The organism is Oceaniferula flava (assembly GCF_016811075.1).
Classification (GTDB): domain Bacteria; phylum Verrucomicrobiota; class Verrucomicrobiia; order Verrucomicrobiales; family Akkermansiaceae; genus Oceaniferula; species Oceaniferula flava.
Genome location: NZ_JAFBGL010000005.1, coordinates 1 through 23,790, shown reverse-complemented (window position 1 = coordinate 23,790; position 23,790 = coordinate 1). Strand labels below are relative to the sequence as shown.

Sequence of the window (23,790 nt, the reverse complement as noted above, 5' to 3'; positions counted from 1 at the left end):
TCGGGATTTTCACGGTGCTTGTTTGGACTCAAGGCGTCACCTGACAGCCACTAAACATTGCACCCTCACCCAAACTACCAACGGCCACCTCTCAAGCTCATGAAAGCACTCTATCCACTCGGACTTCTCCTCGCTGCCATCACCCTGTCCTGCAGCACACAAGATGAACCCAAAGAGGCTCCTTTCAAGCCAGTGATGCCGTATGAACCGGTAAAAAATACGGACCTCACCAAGCATGAGGGGCACAGCCTCTACATGAAAACCTGCTACCAATGCCATCAACAGGCTGACCCCACATCACTTTCTGAGAAAAAATGGTCCATGACCGTTCCAGCGATGGCCACACACGCAGGGATTACCCAATCAGAAGGCCAGCAGGTGTTAGAATATATTCTGAACGTTAAGTCCGAGGGGCTCCGATAGTCAGTCTCCGCTCCAACGCAACTCAACGCCTTCATTGGACTTAATAAAAAGCCAATACCAGCGCGGTAATCAAGCCTCCTACAAATCCTAACAGCGCTACGATGGTGCCAATCTCCCATGTGCGGTAATAGCCCTGGAGTCCCCAGAACCATCGAAAGTGACAGAACAGTGCAACACCGCCGTAAACGATGGCCATGGCGCGCGCAGCCGGACCGGACAAAGTGACATCAGTCGATTGCCCATACCAAATGGCCGATTCGTTTAGCCATGCTTCTGAGGCATGATACATTATCCAGCCTGGCAGCAAAACGCCTAACAAGACTAGTTTGAACACGCCACCATTGGGAGGGTCAGAGAGCGTATTGAGATCGGTGGCTACATGCCGATTCGGATTTTTATTCCAGTGAAGCATTGGTCTAAAAAATGAGGCACCGGTCTCTATCCACCTTACTGGACGAGCCCCATTTCCTTCGCTTTCTGCATAGGGATTGCTTTCGCATGGCAAACTTTCTGCCATCCGGGGAAATTCCATTTGTTAGGAAAACCACGGCACTGTTCAGGCTTCACCGGATTGATCCGGCAACCCCCATTTTCTAACATGATACACTCATGATTCTCTTTTTCAATCAATGAGAGCCCGGTGCGATTCGTGCGCAGACGGGTGTATTGATCGATAAAGTCCTGAGTCTCCATGCCAACAAATGAGGCGATCTTCTCGACCTCATCATCGTCCACTTTAACATCACCAGGCCATTTACAGCAGGCCGTGCAGCGGTCACATTGAAACCACGTATCTGGATACACTTCCATGTTTACTAACAGTTAAGGAATACGCAGTCGCTTGCCATTGATCAGCAGCGTGCTTTTCATGCCATTGGCTTTTTGAATAGCCGTCACGCTGGTGCCATACTTGCGTGAAAGTGAATAAAGCGTGTCGCCACGGCGAACGGTGTGATAACGCACTTTGGGTTTCGGCTTTGATCGAGTCGTCGTCGTTTTGCGAACCGTTGGACGAGGAGTGGACTGAAGCACCCTCGGCTGGGCTTGGGTGATGACAGGAATCGGTCGCGTATTCACCGTAGTGGTGCTGACCAGCGTTGGGCTACCGCTGGTGATGGATTTGTAATACTTGTTTACCTTCGCCAAGAACCATTGCCATTTAGCCCCTGGGCGACCATTATCTAACAAGAAATGCGGGCAGTTTTTATGAGGTTTGCTCAGTCCCTTGCGTTCCCAGTGGTAATGCGGCACGACATTGCGCAGAGGAATGTCATACTCCTTCATCAACCAGGCCGAGAGCTTGGCAGTGCGTTCGATGGTGGCTGCGCGGCTGTTGCCTCTGTTTTCACACATCTCAATGGCGAGACTGTAGTTGTTCCCCGGGCCATCGAAGTCGGCATGCTCCCCTTGCTCATTGCATGGAAGGTGCTGCACAGCGCGGTATTGATCGACGGTATAGTGCCATGTGAGATAGCCGATCCGGTTTCCCCCCTTGCGCTTGGACGCGCGGAGCTTGCCATTGTTCAGCGCAAGTGAGTGACGCCAGGCATCGGCACTGGACGAGTAATTCTGAGTGCTGTGGATGGTGATGTATTTAGGATTCAATCGGCGGCGGTATTTCCGCGCGTGCTTCCCTTTGGGGATGAACGACTTTTTGACATTCACTTCACGATAAAGCGACGAGGAACTTTTACGCGGCGCAGATGCGGCGAGACCGTGACCACTGGACGCTGTGGCGGCGTAATCCGAGCCGGCAGCCGAGCGGTCACCACTGGTATAATCCGGTGATGAGGAACAGGCGGCCAAGCCCCAAATAATTCCTAACATTGCCACCATTGGCCATTTTTGTGGCCAAAAACGATTCTCCACATCACTCCCAAAATCCATGGCTCGACCTATACCTCACATTATCAATCAAATAAAGCGACGATTCTAAAAAACTCCCTGCAGCTTGATTATCAGTCACAGAAAGCGATTCACTCCAGATCACACGACTTGCACATCCCTGATTCAGGCACTATATCAACGCTAGGTGTCGACGAAGACTCCACATTCATCACCTCCTCAATCTGGTCCATTGCTACCTGGATTGAGTGAGGCCCTGACCGCTCCGCCGTTCGTGCATCGGCTGGAGGATTTTGTACGTGGGGCCGGGCCCCCGAGCTTTGCTCCGGTCGATAACGCCGCCCTTTCCTTCATCGCCGCGCTCTGCAGCAGGGCACTCGCGGATGCCGAATCCGGCAGTCGGGTCTGGCTCACTCATGCGAACCCACGGGTCCGAGACCGTATCGCAGTGGAGCTGGACCTATGGAACATTCGCCCGCTGCTGCTCCCGGATCTGCCGGAATCCGAGGACGACCAACTTTCCATCCCACCGGAAACCATCGCCGAGCGGCTGGACGTGATGAATGTGCTCAGCTCAGCCCCCGTGGGAAACAAAAGCCAGGTGGTCATCCTTTCACCCGACGCGCTGGACGCCCCATCTCCGTCGCCAGAAACGCTGCGGGAATCGGCGCAGGCGATCCACCTAGGTGACGACCTCGATCCAGACTTGTTAGAAAAACGTCTACTCGACCACGGCTACGAGCGGGTCACCCAGGTGCATGCCCACGGTCAGGTCGCTCGGCGCGGCGGCATCATGGATCTGTTCTCCTGGCACGCGGCCGCACCGCTGCGGATGGAATTTTTCGATACCGAAATTGATTCCCTGCGCGAGTTTGACATCGATACCCAGGTCTCCACCCGCAAGGTCAAGACCGCTGAAATCACCATTGCCGAGCCGGAACAGACCGCGACGGTGCGCGACTACATTCGGCCCAACGACCGCTGGCTCGCCGCAGGCGATGAGGAGACGCCAGCTGACGCCCACGCTTACATCCGGCAAGCGGGCGACAGCGAATCGATCTGCCCGGGCACTCCCCTCGGTGTGTTCGATGCCGGAGATTTCATCCTCAACGAAACCAGACGACATCGCTTTTTCCAACAAATTGCCGACTGGCGCCAGGACCACTGGCAGATTTTCCTCACCTTTGCCAACCAAGGTGAACGCAGTCGTTTTGAGGAATTGGTCGATCAAGATTTCTTCACCTCCGGGGCTATCACCCCACTCGCCGGTGATCTGGTTCAGGGATTCACCGTGCCGGCAGCCAAGCTGGCTTTTCTCTCCTCGGCGGAATTGTTCGGTCGCTACCAGACGCCGCAGACGCGAAAGCGCGCATCACGGATCGATCACCAACGCCGCGCCAGACAGCAAACCGCGCTGGAAGACATCAGCAAGGGCGATCTGGTGGTGCACACCGAGTATGGCGTCGGGAGATTTCAAGGCATCGATCGCGATGAGGACGGCCACGAGGAAATCCACATCCGTTACCGCGATGGCGCCATTCTCAGCGTTCCGTTAGACCACTCGCATCTGCTTTCAAAATACGTCGGCCTCGGCGGCAAGGATCCGGAGTTGAATCGTCTGGGCACCGCCGCCTGGACCAAGGCGAAGCATTCTGCGGAGAAATCCATCCTCGATTACGCCGCGAAACTTCTGCAGATGCAGGCCGAGCGCAATACCCAGCCAGGTTACTGCCACCCGCCAGACAGCCGCTGGATGTGGGAGTTTGAGAACTCATTCCACCACACCATCACCGCCGGCCAGCGCGATGCCATTGAGGACATGAAGGCCGATATGGAATCGCCCAAGCCGATGGACCGCCTGATCTGTGGCGACGTCGGCTTTGGCAAAACCGAGGTCGCGATCCGCGCGGCGTTCAAAGCGGTGACCGGTGGCAAACAGGCCGCCGTCCTGGTGCCCACCACCGTGCTCGCCGAGCAGCACTGGCGCACCTTCCGCGAGCGCATGAGCGACTACCCGGTCCGCATCGAGCTGCTCAACCGCTTCCGCAGCACCCGTGAGGTGAAGGAAACGTTAAAAGGTCTGGCCGACGGCAGCGTCGACATCGTCATCGGCACCCACCGGCTGATTTCCAAGGATGTGAACTACAAGGATCTCGGCGTGGCCATCGTCGATGAAGAACAACGCTTCGGCGTCAAACACAAGGAGCGCTTCAAGGAAATGTTCCGCAACATCGACGTCCTCACGCTCTCCGCCACCCCCATTCCACGCACCCTCTACCTCTCACTGATGGGCGCGCGTGATATGTCGACCATCGACACCCCGCTGCCCGGTAAGGTGCCTATCAATACCTCCATCCACGGCTACGACCAGCGCATCATCCGCGATGCCATCCGCCGCGAACTCAAGCGCGGCGGGCAGGTGTTCTTTTTGCACAATCGGGTGCAGAGCATCGATGTGGTGCAGGCCGGGTTGAAAAAGCTCGTGCCGGAAGCCTCCATCGTCGTTGGCCACGGCCAGATGGAAAAGGACGAGCTGGAAGTGGTCATGCGCAGCTTCGTTTCCGGCGAGGCGGACATCTTGTTAGCCACCACCATCATCGAGAGCGGCATCGATATCCCCAACGCCAATACCATCATCATCGATCGAGCCGATCGCTTTGGCCTCGCCGATCTCTATCAGCTTCGTGGTCGGGTCGGTCGTGCCGGAGGTCAGGCCTATGCCGTCTTGCTCCTCCCCTCGGATCTCATCCAGGGCGACGCCCGCAAACGCATCAACGCCATCCAGCAATACACCGCCCTGGGCTCGGGATTTAAGATTGCCATGCGCGATCTGGAAATCCGGGGAGCTGGCAATTTGCTCGGCACCAAACAGTCCGGCCACATCGCCGCCGTCGGCTTCGATTTGTATTGTCAGCTGCTTCGGCAGTCGATCGATCGCTTACGTGACGGAAAAATCACCGAGCGTGTGGACGTCACATTTCGGGCGGATTTCATCTGTTTCAGCGAAGCCGAATACATCCAGGCGTCCGGCGACGAGACGGGCGACGATCGTATTGGCAACCTCCCCGCCTACCTTCCCGCGAGCTACATGCCGGAAGCGAGGTTGCGAATTTCCGCCTACAAAGAGCTCGCGGAATTGGTCACTCAGAAGGAGCTGAAAAATCTGAAAACCCGCTGGATCGACCGATTTGGAAGGCCTCCGGAGTCCACCGCCAATCTGCTCACCGCCACCGCCGTGAAACTCGCCGCGGCGGCGGCCGGAATTTCCACTGTGGAAATCCGCGAACAACGCCTGATGCTAACGCGCAACGGCGAATATATTTTCCTCACCGGCAAGCGATTTCCCCGCTTGAAATCGATCACTCCGGAAGAAAAATTGGCAGAGACATTGGAAATGTTAAGATCGATATAATTTGAACAAATCATGGTCTTCATGCCGTCTATTTGATGAATCCTTGCCAGACGGCGCAATATTTCGCACACTATTCGTGTCCTCACGAAATCGACCCCCACATTTTCCTAAGTTATGAAATTCATTCAGCGACTCTTCGTCATTGCCGCCCTTCTCCCCATGCTCGCCGTCACGGCGGATGCTCGTCAAGTCACCGGCATTGCTGCCAAGGTGAATGGTTCGGTGATCACGATCAATGAGGTCAATTACCACCTCACGCCCTACCGCCAGCAGCTCGATGCAGCCATGCCACGAAAAGGCACTCAATACAACCAGCTGCTCTCCAAAGCCCGCGGCGAAATCCTTGAAAACCTGATCGAGCGCGAGCTCATCCTGTCGGAATTCAAGCACTCCATCAAAGGCAGCATCCCAGCCCACGCCATCGACTCCGAGATCGATCGCCAAGTGCGCGAACTTTATAACAACAGCCGCAGAGAATTCAACAAGTCGCTCAAGGAAGCAGGCGTCACCCCATCCCAACACCGCAAAGAGACTGAGAAAAAGCTGATCGTTCAGGCGATGCGTGCCCAACAGTTCAAAAATGCCGTGCCTCCACTGCCCAGCGAAGTGCAGGCAGAGTACAACCGCCATAAGCTGAAAATGCGTGATCAGTCAGGCGATGCCATGGACTACCACAAGATTTACATTCTCAAAAATGACCCCAGCAATGCACTGGTCACCCCCAAGGTGCAGCTGGAACTTGCTGAAAGCATCGTTGACCGTCTGAAAAAGGGAGAGGACTTTGCCACTCTGGCCAAAGAATACTCTGCCGACTCCTACGCCGAAGACGGAGGTAAGATCGTCAATCAGAAACGCACCGATCTCTCACCCGCCTTCGCCTCTATCCTCATGGAAACCCCCGAAGGCAAGGTGCTCGGGCCACTTGAAGACGGGCGCGGGTTTACCATCGTGCGCGTCGATAAAAAACGCTACGGCCCAGTGCCTCCTCTCAGCAAGGTGCGCAAGGTCATCGAGTCCCGCGTCCGCGCTCGCAAGAACAAGGCCAAGCATGACCGCTGGATGAAACGCCTCCGCAGCAATGCGATGATTCAGAAGAAAATCTAATTTCAAAATGGCAGGTGGCATGAGGGATTTCGAAATGGAACCCTCAGTCCCTACACCCGATTCCGCCATTCTCTCATCTCACTTTCCGAACATTTAGAACACCATGGACTTTCTTAATTCACTCTACAATCTCAAGGGCCAGGTCGCCGTGGTCATCGGCGGCACAGGCAATCTTTGCGGCTGCATGGGCATCGCCCTCGCTCAGGCGGGAGCCGAGGTCATCCTCGTCGGACGGAATCCCGAAAGCGCGATTGAAAAGCTCGCCGCGATCGATGAGATCGGTGGCAAGTCGTGGTTTTACCAAGCCGATGTCAGCAAGCGCAGCGACCTCGAGGACCTTCTCTCCGAGGTGGTTTCCCGCTCTGGAAAAGTAGATATCCTCGTCAATGGTGCCGGTCTTGGCTCCGGCACTCCTTTCCTCGAGATTGACGAAGAGGAATACGCCCGCCTTATGGACATCAACTTCCACAGCGTGTTCCGTGCTTGCCAGATCTTCGGTGATTACTTCATCAAACGTCACGAGCCCAGCAGCATCATCAACATGGGATCGATGGCAGGAAAGATGCCCATCTCTGGTCTGTTCACCTACTCCGCCGCCAAGGCCGCGGTGCATAACCTCAGCAAGAACCTCGCGCGCGAGTGGGCCGAGCACGATATCCGTGTAAACACCCTGGTCCCCGGCTTCTTCCCATCCGCCCAGGCTTCCCAAAAAGGCGATGAAACACGCGCACTGGAAATCCTTCGCCACACGCCAATGTCACGCTTCGGCATGGCCAATGAGCTCACCGGTGCAACTCTGCTGCTGGCATCCAACGCCGCGTCCTCATTCATCACCGGCTCAGAGATCGTCATTGATGGCGGATTTTCCGCGATGACCATCTAGACCCGGCAGAGACGAGCTCACTACCAGCTGTGCAAGCCATCTCCCCCTTGGTTATTGGGACTTAAATCACAAAGTTTGATTCTCTACGTCCACATCCCTTTTTGTCACCGGATCTGTCCCTACTGCTCCTTCTACAAACACACGCCCGGGGATACCGATATCCAGGCGTTTATCCGTGCCATCCTGCACGAGGCGAAAGAGACAGCGTCTTCTAGCAGCCTGCCACCCATCGACACCCTCTACCTCGGCGGCGGCACGCCATCGATGCTATCGCCGAAACATCTCACAGAGCTTTTCGAAGGCTTCCACCGGACGCTACCGTTAGAAAACACTCACATCACGATGGAGGCGAATCCTGCCACCTTCGGCCCCAACAAAGCCGCCCTATTCAAAGAACTCGGAGTCAACCGGACATCGCTGGGGATCCAGTCCTTTAACGATCATGTGCTGAAAACCCTCGGCCGTGAACACAACCCTGAGCAGGCCGCCGAATCGGTGAGAATCCTACGCGATGCCGGCATGGACGAAATCAACATCGATCTGATGTTCTCCATCCCCGGCCTCAGCAACGCCGATTGGCAACATAGCCTGGACACGGCGGTGGCACTGAAGCCCGACCACATTTCCGCCTACAACCTCACCTACGAGGAGGACACCGAGTTCATTGAAAAACTAACCCAAGGTGACTACGCACAGAGCGAAGACACCAATGCGGTCCAATTCCAGCAAGCCCACGACACCCTGACGGCCGCCGGTTTCCTGCACTACGAAACCTCTAACTACGCGCAACCCGGTATGGAGTCGCGGCACAATCAAAGTTACTGGCAGGGGATCGATTACCTCGGCCTCGGACCTTCGGCGGTCGCGACCGTTGGCGATCGGCGCTGGCGCAATCTCCCTGACACCGCCGGCTACATCCACGCCATCAACACCGTGGGCCACGCCAAGCGCGAGGAGGAAATTATCGATGCCGAAGCGTATCGCATCGAGCGCATCGCCCTCCTGCTGCGCACCACGGAAGGCCTGCCGGATCACTACCTCGAAGGCTCTCCAGAAGGCGAAGTAGACACCCTGATCGAGAACGAACTGGCAGAAATCAAGGACGGCAAGCTCCGCCTGATTAACACCGGCATCCTCTTAGTCGACGCCATCGCCGAAAAACTCGTCTAACCCCCGTAGCGAAGCTAGGAGGTAGGGCAGCATAGCCTCATGCTGCCGGGCAACGCCATCCGCGTCCCTACACCATCAAAGCGAAATCGAAGCCCTAACCAGCTTCCAAACTCTGATTAATCGGCTTGTTCGCTCTGGTCACTACCGCGGCGATCATGCCCATGAGGCAGACGCCGGTCATTAGGCCGTAGAAGCCCCAGATCACACCGAGGCCATCGATGAATCCGTAGGAGTGCAACCCGGTGCTGAGTGAATTCACGTGCCACCAGGAGAAGGCGACGATGTTTGCTCCGAACACAGCGGCGATGTGGATGCCCCACTCGCGCAGGTAACCGGCGAGGCGGGCGTGTAGCACCACCAGGCACCAGAGCACGATCATCAAAGCTCCGTTTTCCTTGGGATCCCAGCCCCAGAAGCGGCCCCAGGAATCGTTGGCCCAAATACCACCTAACACGGTGCCAATCAGACTGAAGAAGAGGGTGAAACAAACCATGCCGTAGGCAATGCGAGTCATCGCACGGCGGAACTTGGCATCTCCTTCGTCGATGCCCAACACCCGAGCGAAAAGATAGATCACCGAGAGCCCCGCCGCAGCGAGTCCTCCCATGTAACCGATGGTCACCGTGACCACGTGGGTCGACAACCAGAAGTTCGATTTCAACACCGCCACCAGAGGATCCATATGGTCTTTGGCGTCACCAATTTCGTAACGGCGAGCCAAGAACATGCAGGCCAGCCCCATGAAAACAGCAAGACCGAGAGCCACCGCGCGGCGTGTCATCAGCTCGACAAGAAGCAGCACCAGCACTCCGGTGGTGGCGATGAACAGGATGGTATCGTAGAGGTTCCCCACCGGCGAACGCTCCATGATGATGCAGCGGTGCGTGATTCCTGCAATCATCAATGCGAGTGCGATCACCGCCAAGCCAGCGGCCAGGATGTTACAAATCTTCGCACCCAGACTGCGTGGTGCCAGCCAGCCGAACATGATAAGGATGAAAGCGAAGATAAAGATCACCAGCGAGCGGAAGAAGTAATCCATCTTGGCATAAGCCACCTCAGTAGAGAGCTTGGAAGTGGCGTCTTTGCCAATGCGCCCGTGCACCGATTTTTTCCACTCGTTGAGCTCGTCGGCAAAGGCACTCTGACCTTTTTCCCGCAGGGCGATGGTGGCGTCTTCCAGCATCTCCATATCGGCGATCAGCTCATCGGCGTGTTCGCGATTGCCACTGACCACTTTCTCGATGCGTTTGCCCACGGGGAGCCAGACTTTTTCGTCTTCTTCGTAAGGTGGCAGGATGTTGATGTTTTCGGACGAGCGGCGCATGCGTAGTTCAAGGTCCGAAAACAGACTGCGTAAATGCGGCGGCAGCTTCTGCCCGGTCGGGTCCATCTGGCGCACCGCATCGGCGAGCAGAGGAAAGGACCGAATCCAGTAGCTCATGCGCTGCATACTTTTCTTATCGACCACCGGAGTGCCTTCCTTAATCTCGACATCCGCTCTGGCGAAGTCCATGTGGTAAATCAGCTGCATGAACATCCAGACTTTTTCACCCAAGTCCACAGTGCGACGGTGATCGGATGTCATCTTGGCTTTCTCAGGCTGGTTCTTGCGGATCTGTTGCACCTTGGCAAGCAAGGCGGGGGCGATAGGTTCCAGCTCGTTGTAACTGTATCGATCGCGACGGTTTTTCTTCTTCTCCAGCTCCTTCACCGCGGCCTCCAGGGAAGCATCATCGATCCCCGACGCGCGACGCACCTCCTCAGGAAGGTCGTGAGTGGCCAGGGTGGTGATGACATTAGCGTCGTCGATGCGGAAAATAGGCAAGTCCTTGGCCATCTCCGGGCGGAACAAGCAGTCTAACAACACCGCTTCAGGCCCTAGCTTAACCTTCTCGCCATCGACTGAAATCTTCATGCTGCGTGCGCCGTGGAGCTTCAGCATGGTGAACCCGGCCCAGGTGGAAAAAGGTTTGATTCGACCGCCGTCCTGCACCGCAATATCGCGGGAGGCATCAAGCGCCTTGTCTTTCCAGACTTGGTAGCCCTCGATCTCGGCAGGCTTGGCAGACACCACATTTTTCCGCATGGTGTAGAGCCCGTAGCCGCCGAGGAAGAGCAGCACGAGGATGAAGGCTGCCCAACGTCCCATCTTGGAGCGTTGCTTGCGGTAGTGAATTTCGTTTTCTTGCATGGTCACAGAAATGGTTAACTTACGCGTTTTTCGGAGCGCCTTCCTTTGGCCCCTGGCCCTGACGTTTTGCGGACTGCAGAATGAACGACCACAGCTTCACGCCAAAGTGGATGAACAGTCCCAGCATGGAAATGTAGAGACTGTATTTCGGCCACTGATCGGATGGGTTTTTGACGATGGCGAAGCCAGATTGCGGCCGCTCGGTCTCGCCGGACCAGCGTGCTTGATAGAGAGTGTAGCCGCCGTAACGCATCGGCTCGTTCATCTTGATGGTGAACTTGTTCTCCTCGTTCTCGGCCAGGCGCGTGATGACGCTCATGAAGGAGCTCGGCTTGTTGGTGCCAGGGTAGTATTCCCCTTCGGATTCTTCCAGGCGCACACGGAATGGCATCGGCCAGATTTCGCGCACCAGGGTGAAGCCGTAGATTTTTCCATCCACCGTCGCGGTCACAGCATCGCCAACCGGCCCGTAGAGCAGCAGTCTGGACGCTTTGGCATCGGATGATTTCGGCAGCACATCGACGTAGCAGCCAGCGGCGTTTTCTTCTTCGGTGGGAACGACTTCCTGCGACTGCAGCGCCATGCCATCAATGGCCAGTGGATTGGTGTCGTCGAGTGGAGCTTTGACCACCGTGCTGTTCCTCATCCAGTCGGAGACCTCGATGTCGAACGGCAGCTCGGGGAACTTGAACGTCCGAGTCTCACCGGGCTCCAGCGTTTTCAAATACTCGGCTTGAACGACGTAAGGTCTGGTTTTCTGACCGTCGACGATTTCACACACTTCGATGGTGTATTCGGTGTAGCTCTGGGCGTAGTCCGAGGTATCACCCTTCATCACAAACATGATGCCCTCCTTGGAGTATTTGTGGGAAACAAAGCCGGCAAAGAGCAGGCTCACCATGCTGAAGTGGGCAATGATCACCCCGATGTTTTTCCACCCCTTGCGGATGCGGATGATGCCTCCGAGAAAGAGGTTCACAAACAATACCGCGCTGACCAAGTAGGCACCGGGCAGCGGGATGATGATTTGTTTCCCTCCAAAATACAGCCACGGCAAGTCAGGCGTGACGAACAATGCTTCGGCATCGTAGTAACGCTTCTGCACTTCGTAGAGGCCTTTGAACGGCTGCTCCAAGGTGCTCAGCCAAGTGAGCACAAGCAGCAGAAGCAGGCAGGTAACGGCGAGTCCGTAGCCAGATAAAAATCGGAAGATCCGGACCGGCCAGCTGAGAGATGATGGTTTTGCCACGTGTCTGATGAGTTGGGAAATTGCTGCTTAGTTGCCGGTTTCGGCATCGGATTGCTTGATACGCAGGCTTTCGCAGAATTTTAGCATTCTTTCGCGCTCTGCAGCGACTTGATCGGCGGGTCCGATCATTTTCACGGTGAGCAGTCCGCTGCCATGATCAGCGATGACACCGAGCACGGCGGCATTTTCCTGCGCAGGCTTGCCCATGCCGCCACCGAAACGGCCAGAGGCAGAAACTACGACAGCATCCAGGCCGAGAACTTTAATTTTGGGAAGATCATCGAGCGAATCGATTTCAGGTTTACCAAACTGAGCGAGCCAGCGGTTGACATTGGGCAGCACCCCTCCGCGGGCGCGACTGACGTAAACTTCCCCTCCCTGGGAGCCTTCACCGAAGCGATAGTTGTAGAGTCGTAGCTGAGTGCTTGGAATCTGACGCCACTCGGGGGGCATCGGGGCGATCAGCGGGTCAGTGCCATCATCCCACATCGTCAGTTCGCGGGTTTCAGTCACTTCCACCGCCTCCGGGGCCTTGCGGCAGGAGACTGCAAGCACGGAAAGCACCATCAAAAGCATCGCTTTATGAATCATGTGCTTCGCATAACCTCGCTCCTGAACCCGTGCAAGTGCAATCGATATCGCGTCGCCCCGTCCGCGATTCCGGAGATCGACCGCGATTCGCAGTCACCTTCTGCAAATTCGCCCTTTCCTCCCGCGTATCCTGACATCATATTGCCGCGCCCCCGCCTATCTTCCAATTTAGATCCCATGACATCCAGAGAACGCTTCCTCGCCTCCATTCGCCGCCAGCCGACCGACCGCACACCCGTCTGGGTGATGCGCCAAGCTGGTCGCTACCTGCCTGAATACCGCGCTCTCAAGGAAAAATACAGCTTCATCGAGCTGGCGCAGACCCCCGAGCTGGCCACCGAGGTCACCCTGCAGCCGCTGAAACGTTTCCCTCTCGATGCTGCGATCATCTTTTCCGACATCCTCATCATCCCGGAGGCGCTCGGCCAGCCCTACCACTTCCGCGATAAATCAGTGGGTGGCGGCATTGCCATGGATTACCTGCTCGATTCCGAAGCAAAAATCGACGCACTCGACGCCTCCGGGATCGAAGAAAAACTCGCCTACCTCCCCGCCGCCCTGCGCATGACGCGTCAGGAAATTGGCGAGGACAAAACGCTGCTCGGCTTCGGCGGCTCCCCATGGACACTCGCCGCTTACATGACCGAAGGCGGCTCGCTCAAGGACCTCGCCGCACTGAAGTCGCTGTTCTACTCGGAGCCCGCTGTGTTTGAAAAACTGATGCACAAAGTAACCGATGCGGTGATCGACTTGTTCAAGATGCAGATCGAAGCCGGCATCGATGCTGTGCAGATCTTCGACTCCGCAGGCGCCTTCTGCCCGAGCCACCAATACGAAGCAATGTCGCTGAAGTGGATCAAAAAGATCACCGACTCGCTGCCGGAAGACTTCCCCGTGATCATCTTCGCCAAGGGCATGGGACACCAGAAGGACGCACTCTGCGCCACCGGTGCCAGCGTGCTCAGCGTCGATTGGACCATCGACCTCCCGAGCTACTACGACAGCCTGCCAGACAACGTCGCCGTGCAGGGTAACCTCGATCCCCTCATCCTCACCGCCAGCGCGGATGTGGTGCGAGAGGAAACACGCATCTTGTTAGAAAAAATGAAAGGTCGCCACGGCCACATCCTTAACCTCGGCCACGGCATCCTGCCTTCGGCCAAGCCTGAGAACATGCAGGTGCTCTGCGACACCGTCGCCGAGTGTTCCTAAGCTGGACATGGTCAGGCATCTCCATTAATGGTGGATACTAGCAGACCAAGCATCCAGCCCACCCTCGCGCCATCCCCATGAGCCAAGAACCAACCACACCTGAACCTCCCTCCCGCAGTTCTCTGGGAAACAAGGTTCAGGAGAGGCTGGCCACCTTCAGCTTCGTGCAGCACGCCATCCTCCTGTTGGCGGTGGCTTACACCCTGTATTTCATTCGCCCGGTCCTGCTGCCGATCATTCTCTCGCTGCTGCTGTCGCTGATTCTCAAACCGATCCATCGCTACCTGTGCAAGCTCAAGCTGCCCTCGCCGATGAGCTCGCTGCTGATCATCCTGACCGTCTTGGGATTGTTGGGAACAGGGATTTACTACCTCTCGGCACCCGCGGTGGAATACACCGACAAGCTGAGAAACGAGATCGTCAAGAATCGACTCAAGAGCGTCTTCTACCCGATCGCCAAAATCCAGAAAGAGATTTCCCAGGTGGCCACCGAGGTGGAAAAGATCACCAACACGGGCGAAGACGAAGGCGGCGACGACAGCCTGAACCAAGAGGACATCAAGAACGAAGAGTCTATCAATGCCAAGACCGGCTCGCTGGAACGAAGCAAGATCCCCAATCAGCAAATCGCCACACTCGACGAAACCTTTGTCAAACCACTCAGCCCGGTGAAGGTGAATATCGCCACTAATCCGATAGACGAGCTGGTGGAAATCATCAACTCCGTGGGCTACTACATCGTGGTCACCCTGACGCTGGTCTACTTCATCCTAGCCTACGGCGAAAAGATGCTCAACCGGATCACGGAAGTGGATCTAACGGCGAAACTGATGGACGAGGTGACCAATGAGGTCTCGCGCTACATGTTCACCATCACGATCATCAACATCGTCTTGGGCCTGGTCATCGGTCTGGCGATGTGGGCGCTGGGCATGCCGAATCCGGTGCTCTGGGGTGTGCTCGCCGCGGTGCTGAATTTCATCCCCTACATCGGTGCCATCGTCGGCACCTGCATCGTTTTCCTCGTGGCCGCCACCCACTACGATCAAAGTATGTTCATCATCTTGGTGCCCGGCGTTTACTACCTCACCACCCTCTTTGAAGGGAATTTTGTCACCCCCGCCATCCTCGGCGAGAGCTTCACCGTGAATCCGATCATCATCTTCGTCTGGGTGCTCTGCTGGGGAGCATTCTGGGGCATCCCCGGCATGCTGATCGGGCTGCCACTGCTGATGACCTGCCGCATTATCTTGTCCCGCTGGCAGGGGTTCAAACGCATCGAGCGTATCATCTCGACCTAGCGCCCCGGCCGGCCCTGAAGCCAGTCCGCCAGGTGCAATCTACCCCCGAACTGTTGCAGAGTGCACGTTTTGGGTCTCCTCGCGCGACGCTCTGGCGTGCCCAGACACTTGTATTTCAGGGCGGAAACCCGCCCCGATAGCTTTGGCACATGAAGTGCAATTCTGACGTCAGCCCTTCCAACAAGGGCTGGCCAAGAATTATGAAAACCATCCGTCTCTTCATCATTTCCACGTCCACGACACTCGGCCTTTGGATGGCCGCAGCCTACATAACCACTCTTCAACCCGCCCCTTACCAAGTGGAAGAACAGGTTGAATCGACCCCTGACCGAGATATGGCCCAAGGCAAAAGCGAGGCCCGTAAGATGCCGAAAACTTTCACCGTCGCCCAATCCCAGTAAAACCCAATCGCTATGAACATCACCCCATCCAAAAAACAAATCCTCATGGCCGCCGGCCTGGCGGTGCCATTCATTGCCTCCCGCGCCACCAAGGGCGTGATCGGCAAAGGCTACCGCGCCTTCACCGATCGCGAACCGCCGAAAAACCCCGCATCGCCATCCACCGAATGGAAGGACGCCCTGACCTGGTCCATCCTCACTGGAGCCGCCGGTGGATTGGCTCGCTTGGTGATGCGCCGCGCCCTGGCGCATAGCTCGGTGCTGACCGATGGCTACGATATGGAGCAGAAAAAAGCCGCCCTCGAACAGGAAGATGAATAAGCGCTCAGTGGCCAGCGAAGATTGGCGATCTGCATGTTACACGATGCAAAATGAAACATGAAGAGCGCCACTCTACCGTCATCCAAAATGCCACAAACACGCGGCAACCATTATATTCCCTAGCCTGCAGCCTCTCAGCCACGACACTTAAAGATTGGCGTAACTCCTGCAATTCATCACTTGTTATGACAACGATAGAAACCAATCCCACTTCCATGCAACCCAACGCCCAACCCCATCCGAACACCACCAGCCAAGCAGCTACCGACGCCCCCTATGCCGAGCAAAACTCGCAGGGCTTCAAAAAGTCCGTTTCCGACGCCACCACCAAGGCCAAAGAAAAGACGAGCACCCTGATCGACGACGGCTCGACCCGACTGGGAGAATCGATCGGTCACCTCAGCGAGGCCAGTGAAAAAGCCTGCTCGAAGATCGAATCCGGCTACCAGCGCAAAGTGGCACCCGCCATCCACAAGGCGAGCGAAAAGCTGGCTGACACGTCGGACTACCTGAAACGCTCCAAGCCCTCGGATTTTGCCGATGACATATGCGCCAAGGGCAAAGCCCGCCCAGGTATCGCTGCCGCCCTACTGGTCGGAACCGGCTTCCTGCTAGGTCGCATGCTGACCTCAAGATCCTAATGCTTGTGTTCGGGGAATCACCCCTCGTCAAAACCCCACACAAAAAAAGCCCCCGGCGGATTTCTCCACCGGGGGCTTGTGATTGTTTAGGTCACGAAGGGATTGCTCCCCTCATGCGTCATTAGCTGACCTCTCCGCGAGCCATGCCTTTTTCCTCGAGGGCGGCTTGCGCAGCGGCAAGACGGGCAACGGGGATACGGAATGGCGAGCAGGAAACGTAGTTGAGTCCTGCGCGGTGGAAGAACTTCACGGATTCCGGATCACCACCGTGCTCACCACAGATGCCGAGTTTCAGTTTCGGCTTGGTGGTGCGGCCACCTTTGGCACCCATTTCAACGAGCTGTCCGACACCCTCTTGGTCGAGGCTGGCGAATGGGTTGTTGTTGAGCACTTCGGCGTCCTGGTAAGCAGGAAGGAAGCTGGAGGAGTCGTCACGAGACAGGCCGAGACCGGTCTGGGTGAGGTCGTTGGTTCCGAAGGAGAAGAACTCAGCGTGCTTGGCCACTTCAGCAGCGGTGATGGCAGCGCGAGGAATCTCGATCATGGTTCCGACGGTGTACTTCAGCTCGCTCTTCTTGAGACCGAGTTTCTTACGGACTTCAGCGGCAGTTTCATCGATGACCTGCTTCTGGAGCTCAAGCTCACGGGCGTAGGAAACGAGTGGGACCATGATCTCAGGGAGAACCTTGGTGCCGGCTTTCTGCACGTCAGCAGCAGCTTCGAGGATGGCCTCAACCTGCATGGCGGTAACAGCTGGGTAGCTGATGCCGAGACGGCAACCACGGTGACCCAGCATGGGGTTCTCTTCGTGGAGAGCGTGGATGCGGCGAGTGATCGCAGCGGCGCTCATGCCGATCTTCTTGGAGAGATCCTTCTTCTGAGCGGTGTCCATAGTGCCGATGAATTCGTGCAGTGGTGGATCCAGAAGACGGATGGTAGCCGGGCGACCTTCGAGGGACTTGAAGATTCCCTTGAAGTCTTTTTTCATGAAGACCTTGATCTTCTTGAGTGCCTTGGCGCGGCCTTCGTCATCGTCAGCGAGGATCATCTCACGGACGGCGTCGATACGGTTGCCTTCGAAGAACATGTGCTCGGCACGTGTCAGGCCGATGCCTTCTGCACCGAACTTAATGGCTTGCTCCACCTGCTCAGGGGTGTCCGAGTTGGTGCGGATACCAAGTTTGCGAAGCTTGTCGGTCCACTGCATCAGCTCCATGAACTTCTTGTAAGTGTCGGAACGCTTGGCAGCAGGCTTGTTCTCGATGAGACCTTGGATCACCTGTGAAGGAGAAGACTTGATCTCGCCGGCGTAGACGCTACCGACAAATCCGTTCAGGGAAAGGAAGTCGCCCTCCTTGAGAGTGACGCCGTTTCCGGTGAGGGACTTCTTGCTGTAGTCGATGCTCATGTTGTGAGCACCGCAGACGCAGACTTTACCCATCTGACGGGCAACGAGTGCGGCGTGGGAGGAAGCTCCACCTTCGGTGGTGAGGATACCGTCGGCAGCGATCATGCCGCGAAGGTCTTCCGGAGAAGTGGCCTGGCGGACAAGGATGACCGACTCACCTTTGGCAGCAGCTTTGACGGACTCTTCAGCGGAGAAGTAGATCTTACCACATGCAGCACCAGGGCCGGCAGGGAGACCGCTACCCACTTTCTTGGCAGCTTTCTCAGCCTTGGCATCAAAGATGGGGGCGAGAAGGTGGCTCAAGTCATCGGCAGGGATGCGGAGGATGGCTTCTTCTTTCTTGATGAGACGCTCCTTGACCATGTCGAGGGCGATGTTGACTGCGGCGAAACCGGTGCGCTTACCGTTACGGGTCTGCAGCATCCAGAGTTTGCCTTCTTCGATGGTGAACTCAACGTCCTGCACATCGCGGAAGTGCTTCTCGAGAACCTTGCGGATTTTCAGCAGCTCTTTGTGCGACTTGGGAAGGTCCTTGGCCATCTGGGCGATAGGCTTCGGTGTGCGGACACCTGCAACCACGTCTTCGCCCTGGGCATCGATGAGATACTCACCGTAGAAAACGTTTTCGCCGGTGGCGGGGTCACGAGTGAATGCAACGCCAGTGCCGGATGTGGTGCCGGTGTTACCGAAGACCATGGCCTGCACGTTCACAGCAGTTCCCCATGCGGCTGGGATACCGTATTTCTGACGGTAAACGATGGCACGGTCGTTGTTCCAGGAGTTGAACACGGCGTTGACCGCTCCGGTGAGCTGGTCGCGTGGGTCTTCTGGGAAATTCTTGCCGGAGCGCTCTTTGATGAGTGCTTTGAACTCGGCGACCACCCACTGCAGTTCTTCAGCGGAGAGACCGGAGTCATCTTTCACCTTGGCCTTGGCCTTGGCTTTATCGAGGATCACTTCGTAAGGATCGTGGTGCTCGCCTTCTTCGGCTTCCACTTCCATCACGACGCTACCATACATCTGGAGGAAACGACGGTAGGAGTCCCATGCGAATTTGGCGTTGCCAGTTTTCTTGGCCAGCGCTTCGACCACCTCGTCGTTGATACCGAGGTTGAGGATGGTGTCCATCATGCCGGGCATGGACTCACGTGCGCCGGAGCGAACGGAGAGGAGAAGTGGGTTCTCCAAGTCACCGAATTTTTTGCCCATGACTTCTTCCACTTTGGCAATGTTTTCTTCGATCTCTGCCTTGAGGGTCTTGGGGTATTTCTTACCGTTGTCGTAGTAGTAGGTGCAGACCTCGGTGGTGATGGTGAAGCCAGCAGGAACAGGAATTCCGATCAGGCCCATTTCGGCGAGGTTAGCGCCCTTACCTCCGAGGAGGTTTTTCTGGGAACCGTTACCGTCGGCCTTGCCACCTCCGAAGAAGTAGACATTTTTGTTGGAAGAAGCAGACTCGGTAGTCTTGCTAGCGGCTGCTTTTGAAGCAGTTTTCTTGGTGGCCTTCTTTGCGGCCTTCTTTTTAGTTGCCATGTGTATGGTTTTTTATTGTGAGAGACTTTCCCTTTTCTGTTAGGATCGCCAAGTGACAATTCCAGCTAGAAAACGGAGGCGCAAGATAACAAGCCATCCCACTGGGTCAAGCCCTGTGCGGCTTTTTATCGTTCATCATCAATAACCTTGCAGAAGCATTCTCCACGGCAAAGATGGCAGCCATCGACGCGGCTGGCCGGAGCAGAAATTTGCGATGAAAAACATCGCCCAACTCGTCCGTTTTACCGAGGTTCCGTTGCACATTTTACAGCACCTATTCCACATCCATTCTCATGACGACCATCCCACTTCGCTCACCACTCGCCGCCCTCGTTGGCGTCATGCTGGCGGGCCCCATGATCAGCACATCGAGCCGAGCCGACAGCTTGGCAGACGATGTTCGAAACATCCAGAAATCCAAGCAACCCCAAGCGCTGCGCTGTGTCTTGAATGGTCAACCGAGATCCTTGGCGATCGAACTCAGCCCGCAAATTGCGGTGGCCTATGACACCTGGCACGGGGGGATTTCCACCCTCTGGAAACCTGCCGAAGCCGGCAAGGCGGTGGAACTAACAGGCGCCGTTTTCACCGGTGCGCACGGACCGCAACCGAAGACCAACGGCACCCTGATTTTCGAAAACAAGTCGCCGAAAAATGGCCAGCGCTACCACCACTCCGACAGCTCCGCGACGCTGCATTACCTCGGTCATCGAATCGAAAAAAATGGAGTGGTCACCCTGAGCTTCGCCTTCCGCAATGCCGAAGGGAAACATCTCGCGCTGATCGAAGACAGCTGCCGCAGCACGGAAAAAGGACAGCTGAAACGCCACTTGAAAGTCAGCGAACTGGCACCGGGGAACCACATCGTGGTCGATTTCCCCAGCGGCCTCGAATGGTCGGGAGTCAGCGACAATGCGCTCCGCGTGACCCGCAATGGCAGCAGCAGCCACAGCACCTCAATCAACTAACAGACACACCTCTGCGATGAAATTTCTCACCACTCTCTTTTTCGCCGGCAGCCTACTGGCGGCCCACGCCGGCAGCGTGCACCTCGCCCCCTCAGCAGCCACCATCAAAGGCCCCTCAGGAAATGGCAACCTCACGGCGGACGGCCAGTTTTTCCGCTTTTGGCACTCCATCGAATCGGTCCCGAGCTGGACCATCGTCGTTACCGAAGCCGTCACCGTTTACCCGGTGCTCGATTACGCACACGCCCGTGCCGCCGGCAGTGAACTGGTGCTGGAATGCAATGGCCAAAAGCTCCAAGGCGTCACCAAACAGACCAAGGACTGGAAAACATTTGAGCCACTGCATTTCAAAAAACTCGAGCTCACACCTGGCACCCACACCGTCACTCTGCGCGCCACCAAGGCCGCCGATGAGGCAGTGTTAGACTCCACCGGTCTGAACCTGGTGAGCGATCGCTTACCGATCACCGTGGTAGAACAAGGCCACCCGTTCAGCGGAGCCCCCGGTTTCCAGCGCAAGCTCGATGCCCCCCACCCCGCGATGAAGGTCACCGACATCTCCATCCCCGGCTTGGAGATCAAGGCGGGCGGCATCGGATTCCTCAGCGATGGCACCATGGTGGTGTGCTCATGGACCTCCCAGGGCGCGGTGTATTTCATCCAAGGCTACGGCGGCGATCCGAAAAAGATGCGGATCAAAGAGTTCGCTTCCGGCCTCGCCGAACCCCTCGGCATCAGCATCGTGGACGACCGCATTTTCGTCTGCCAAAAGCAGGAACTCACCGAGCTGATCGATAGCGATCAGGACGGCGTCTGCGATACCTTCCGCTGCGTCAGTAATGCCTGGCAGGTGAGTGATAACTTCCACCAGTTCACCTTCGGCCCGATTTATCACCAGGGGAAATTCTACCTCAACCTCGCCGTCGCCATCAACCCCGGCGGAGCGACCACCGTGCCCCAGGTGAAAGACCGCGGCACCTGCATCGCCGTCGATCCCGACACCGGCGAATACGAAATCATCGCCGCCGGCCTGCGCACGCCGAACGGAATCGGCATCACCTCGAAGGGCGAGATCCTGGTGTCCGATAACCAGGGCGACTACCTGCCAGCGAACAAAATGCTGCACATCCGCCCGGGTAAATTTTTCAACAATAAATACACCCCCGAACACCCGTGGGCGAGCCGACCCGTGAGTCAGCCGGTCGTCTGGCAGCCGCAGAATGAAATTGGCAACTCCCCCACCGAGCCCATCGAGGTGCCCAGCGGTCCCTACCGCGGTCAGATCCTCCATGGCGACATCCACCACGGCGGCCTGAAGCGGGTCTTCATGGAAGAGATCAACGGGCAGCTGCAAGGCGCCCTCTTCCGCCACGCGCAGAAACTCCGCGGCGGCATCAACCGACTCGAATGGGGCCCCGACGGCCACCTCTACGCCGGCATCGCCGGGCACGTGGGGAACTGGGGCAATGCCAAGCGCAACGGCCTGCTGCGCATCGAATACGCCGAGCCGGTCCCCTTTGAGATGTTGGCCGTGCGTGCGAAGAGCGACGGTCTGGAAATTGAGTTCACCGAGCCGCTCGCCGAGGGGCAAGGCTGGGACCCTGGCTACTACCTGATCGATAGCTGGACTTACGCACCGAATGAAAAATACGGCGGGCCGAAAATCGATCAGCACAAGCTGACACCCGAAGCCATTTCCGTCTCGGCCGATCGCAAGCGTGTGTTCCTCAAAATGCCCACGATGAAAACCGGCTACGTCACCCACATCGTGCTCAATCGCTCACTGACCAGCGCCAGCGGCAGAAGCCTCTTCGCCGGCGAGTGCTGGTATAACCTGAACGAAAAACCCAAGGAGCTCGCCGGAGAAATCCGCCCCCTGCCTGCGGACGCGGTCGTGCTGGGTGAGGTCAGCGAGACCCAACTCAGTCGCGTGGACGTGCTGCACAAAACTTTCTGCGCCTCCTGCCACACCACCAACGGCAACAAACTGGTCGGTCCCTCGTTCAAGGGGATGTTTGGTAAAAAACAGAAGGTCCGCCGCGGCAGTGAAGTCATCGAGATGACGGTGGATGAAGATTATATCCGCCGCGCCATCCTCAACCCTGGCGCCGAGTATCCGGACGGCTTCCAGCCGATCATGCCGCAGACACTCTCGGAGTCATTCAGCAAGGAGGACACCGAGAAGCTGGTGCAGTGGATCAAATCACTTCAATAAAGCTCATTTCCACCGAAAGCACCTACAAAGATAAAATTTTACCCCTTAAAAATCAGGAAATCATCGCCTACTCAAGGAGCATGACTCGTTTTTTCAAAAAACAGGCTTGTTATTAGTTAGGCTTTCCTGATATAAAAAAGAAGTAAACCAAGCACCCTTAGCATGAAATCCAAATTTCTCACCCTAATCGCTTCGGCAGCGATGCTCACCGCAGCGAATGCCTTTACCATTGATTTTAACTCGATGCAGATTTCCGGGGACACGGGAGTCATCGCTCTTGATTTTGACAATGCTGGCGATCAGGCCATCAGCGACGGAGAACAAGTGGAGGTCAACGTTCCCGGTTACGGCTTGGTAAGATTTGAAATCGTCCCTGAATCAACCTACACAGTGGCTGTGGGTTCGCAATTTAAGAACGACAGCGACAGTTTTCAGCAGTCGCTGGAAGTCGAACCAGGTGAGACGGTCCAAGTCACCTTCTTGGAAGACGTTGATATCTACAATGTGAATTTTGATATCATCGGAGTTAGCGCAGACGAAAACTCTGACGTCATTCCTGTGTTTGGTTCCGATAAAATTTTCCAATACAATACACCGACCGGTTCGGGCCCCGGCGGAGAAAACGACGGTGCAGGCATCGCCGCTATCAGCTGGTCCGTTGTTCCCGAGCCCAGCAGTGCGCTGATGGTGCTCCTCGGCGCGGGCTCACTGGTGCTACGTCGCCGTCGCTAACACGCCCAATTGGGTTGAACCATTTCCCGAAGACCGACTCACCTCTGTGTGAGTCGGTCTTTTTTTATCCATCGTAGTGCAGACAAAAAATGCTCCCGTAGCGAAGATTGAATGAGAAGGTAGTCGAGGCCGAGCCAACGGTTTCTGTAGAATGCTACCACCTTATGAACAATAGTATCAAACATCA

The 23,790-nt window shown here is 56.4% G+C and carries 20 protein-coding genes; 13 read left to right on the top strand and 7 right to left on the bottom strand.

Going from position 1 to position 23,790, the window contains the following annotated elements:
• The first annotated feature begins 99 nt into the window (after nucleotides 1-99).
• Nucleotides 100-423: a hypothetical protein gene (locus JO972_RS08690; protein ID WP_309489644.1), complete on the top strand. Its 324-nt coding sequence runs from the start codon at nucleotides 100-102 to the stop codon at nucleotides 421-423.
• A 40-nt stretch (nucleotides 424-463) separates the two neighbouring features.
• Here the strand turns inward: JO972_RS08690 and JO972_RS08685 are convergent, their stop codons facing one another.
• The 3 genes from JO972_RS08685 to JO972_RS08675 are packed head-to-tail and all read right to left on the bottom strand — an operon-like array spanning nucleotide 464 to nucleotide 2,250.
• A complete protein-coding gene (locus tag JO972_RS08685) occupies nucleotides 464-835 on the bottom strand; it encodes a hypothetical protein (RefSeq protein WP_309489643.1) in 372 nt (123 codons plus the stop codon).
• Between the two features lie 35 nt (nucleotides 836-870).
• Complete coding sequence (locus JO972_RS08680) at nucleotides 871-1,233, bottom strand: YkgJ family cysteine cluster protein (RefSeq protein WP_309489642.1); 363 nt, start codon at nucleotides 1,231-1,233, stop codon at nucleotides 871-873.
• A gap of 12 nt (nucleotides 1,234-1,245) precedes the next feature.
• A complete protein-coding gene (locus tag JO972_RS08675) occupies nucleotides 1,246-2,250 on the bottom strand; it encodes an N-acetylmuramoyl-L-alanine amidase (RefSeq protein WP_309489641.1) in 1,005 nt (334 codons plus the stop codon).
• A 292-nt stretch (nucleotides 2,251-2,542) separates the two neighbouring features.
• Here JO972_RS08675 and mfd point away from each other — a divergent pair, with 292 nt between their 5' ends.
• The 4 genes from mfd (at nucleotide 2,543) to hemW (ending at nucleotide 8,837) form a co-directional block, all read left to right on the top strand.
• Nucleotides 2,543-5,680 (top strand): transcription-repair coupling factor, encoded by a 3,138-nt coding sequence (gene mfd / locus JO972_RS08670; protein ID WP_309489640.1) that lies wholly within the window; start codon nucleotides 2,543-2,545, stop codon nucleotides 5,678-5,680.
• A gap of 114 nt (nucleotides 5,681-5,794) precedes the next feature.
• Nucleotides 5,795-6,784, top strand: a complete 990-nt coding sequence (locus JO972_RS08665; protein ID WP_309489639.1) for a peptidylprolyl isomerase — start codon at nucleotides 5,795-5,797, stop codon at nucleotides 6,782-6,784.
• Between the two features lie 103 nt (nucleotides 6,785-6,887).
• Nucleotides 6,888-7,667, top strand: coding sequence for an SDR family NAD(P)-dependent oxidoreductase (locus tag JO972_RS08660; protein ID WP_309489638.1), 780 nt, complete (start codon nucleotides 6,888-6,890; stop codon nucleotides 7,665-7,667).
• A 75-nt stretch (nucleotides 7,668-7,742) separates the two neighbouring features.
• The gene (gene hemW / locus JO972_RS08655) at nucleotides 7,743-8,837 is read left to right on the top strand and encodes a radical SAM family heme chaperone HemW (protein ID WP_309489637.1); all 1,095 of its coding nucleotides are present in this window, start codon (nucleotides 7,743-7,745) and stop codon (nucleotides 8,835-8,837) included.
• 94 nt (nucleotides 8,838-8,931) lie between these two features.
• On the opposite strand, the gene JO972_RS08650 is transcribed toward hemW, so the two are convergent.
• Genes JO972_RS08650 through JO972_RS08640 form a run of 3 tightly spaced genes read right to left on the bottom strand, consistent with a single transcriptional unit; the run spans nucleotide 8,932 to nucleotide 12,871 of the window.
• Nucleotides 8,932-11,031 (bottom strand): cytochrome c biogenesis protein, encoded by a 2,100-nt coding sequence (locus JO972_RS08650; RefSeq protein WP_309489636.1) that lies wholly within the window; start codon nucleotides 11,029-11,031, stop codon nucleotides 8,932-8,934.
• Between the two features lie 19 nt (nucleotides 11,032-11,050).
• Complete coding sequence (locus JO972_RS08645; protein ID WP_309489635.1) at nucleotides 11,051-12,280, bottom strand: cytochrome c biogenesis ResB family protein; 1,230 nt, start codon at nucleotides 12,278-12,280, stop codon at nucleotides 11,051-11,053.
• Nucleotides 12,281-12,307: 27 nt separating this feature from the next.
• Complete coding sequence (locus tag JO972_RS08640) at nucleotides 12,308-12,871, bottom strand: hypothetical protein (protein ID WP_309489634.1); 564 nt, start codon at nucleotides 12,869-12,871, stop codon at nucleotides 12,308-12,310.
• 177 nt (nucleotides 12,872-13,048) lie between these two features.
• On the opposite strand from JO972_RS08640, the gene hemE reads away from it, so the two are divergent.
• The 5 genes from hemE to JO972_RS08615 all read left to right on the top strand — a co-directional run bounded on the left by hemE (nucleotide 13,049) and on the right by JO972_RS08615 (nucleotide 16,747).
• Nucleotides 13,049-14,083 (top strand): uroporphyrinogen decarboxylase, encoded by a 1,035-nt coding sequence (gene hemE / locus JO972_RS08635; protein WP_309489633.1) that lies wholly within the window; start codon nucleotides 13,049-13,051, stop codon nucleotides 14,081-14,083.
• Between the two features lie 77 nt (nucleotides 14,084-14,160).
• Nucleotides 14,161-15,384 (top strand): AI-2E family transporter, encoded by a 1,224-nt coding sequence (locus tag JO972_RS08630; protein ID WP_309489632.1) that lies wholly within the window; start codon nucleotides 14,161-14,163, stop codon nucleotides 15,382-15,384.
• A 200-nt stretch (nucleotides 15,385-15,584) separates the two neighbouring features.
• Nucleotides 15,585-15,785, top strand: coding sequence for a hypothetical protein (locus tag JO972_RS08625; protein ID WP_309489631.1), 201 nt, complete (start codon nucleotides 15,585-15,587; stop codon nucleotides 15,783-15,785).
• 12 nt (nucleotides 15,786-15,797) lie between these two features.
• Entirely contained in the window at nucleotides 15,798-16,106 is a 309-nt protein-coding gene (locus JO972_RS08620; RefSeq protein WP_309489630.1) for a DUF4235 domain-containing protein, read from the top strand.
• A 185-nt stretch (nucleotides 16,107-16,291) separates the two neighbouring features.
• The gene (locus JO972_RS08615; RefSeq protein ID WP_309489629.1) at nucleotides 16,292-16,747 is read left to right on the top strand and encodes a hypothetical protein; all 456 of its coding nucleotides are present in this window, start codon (nucleotides 16,292-16,294) and stop codon (nucleotides 16,745-16,747) included.
• Between the two features lie 121 nt (nucleotides 16,748-16,868).
• On the opposite strand, the gene ppdK is transcribed toward JO972_RS08615, so the two are convergent.
• Nucleotides 16,869-19,688, bottom strand: coding sequence for a pyruvate, phosphate dikinase (ppdK, locus tag JO972_RS08610; RefSeq protein WP_309489628.1), 2,820 nt, complete (start codon nucleotides 19,686-19,688; stop codon nucleotides 16,869-16,871).
• Nucleotides 19,689-19,981: 293 nt separating this feature from the next.
• On the opposite strand from ppdK, the gene JO972_RS08605 reads away from it, so the two are divergent.
• The 3 genes from JO972_RS08605 to JO972_RS08595 all read left to right on the top strand — a co-directional run bounded on the left by JO972_RS08605 (nucleotide 19,982) and on the right by JO972_RS08595 (nucleotide 23,603).
• Nucleotides 19,982-20,656, top strand: a complete 675-nt coding sequence (locus JO972_RS08605) for a hypothetical protein (protein ID WP_309489627.1) — start codon at nucleotides 19,982-19,984, stop codon at nucleotides 20,654-20,656.
• Between the two features lie 16 nt (nucleotides 20,657-20,672).
• A complete protein-coding gene (locus JO972_RS08600; RefSeq protein WP_309489626.1) occupies nucleotides 20,673-22,871 on the top strand; it encodes a DUF7133 domain-containing protein in 2,199 nt (732 codons plus the stop codon).
• Between the two features lie 162 nt (nucleotides 22,872-23,033).
• On the top strand, nucleotides 23,034-23,603 hold the full coding sequence (locus JO972_RS08595; RefSeq protein ID WP_309489625.1) for a PEP-CTERM sorting domain-containing protein: 570 nt from the start codon (nucleotides 23,034-23,036) through the stop codon (nucleotides 23,601-23,603).
• Nucleotides 23,604-23,790: the final 187 nt, after the last annotated feature.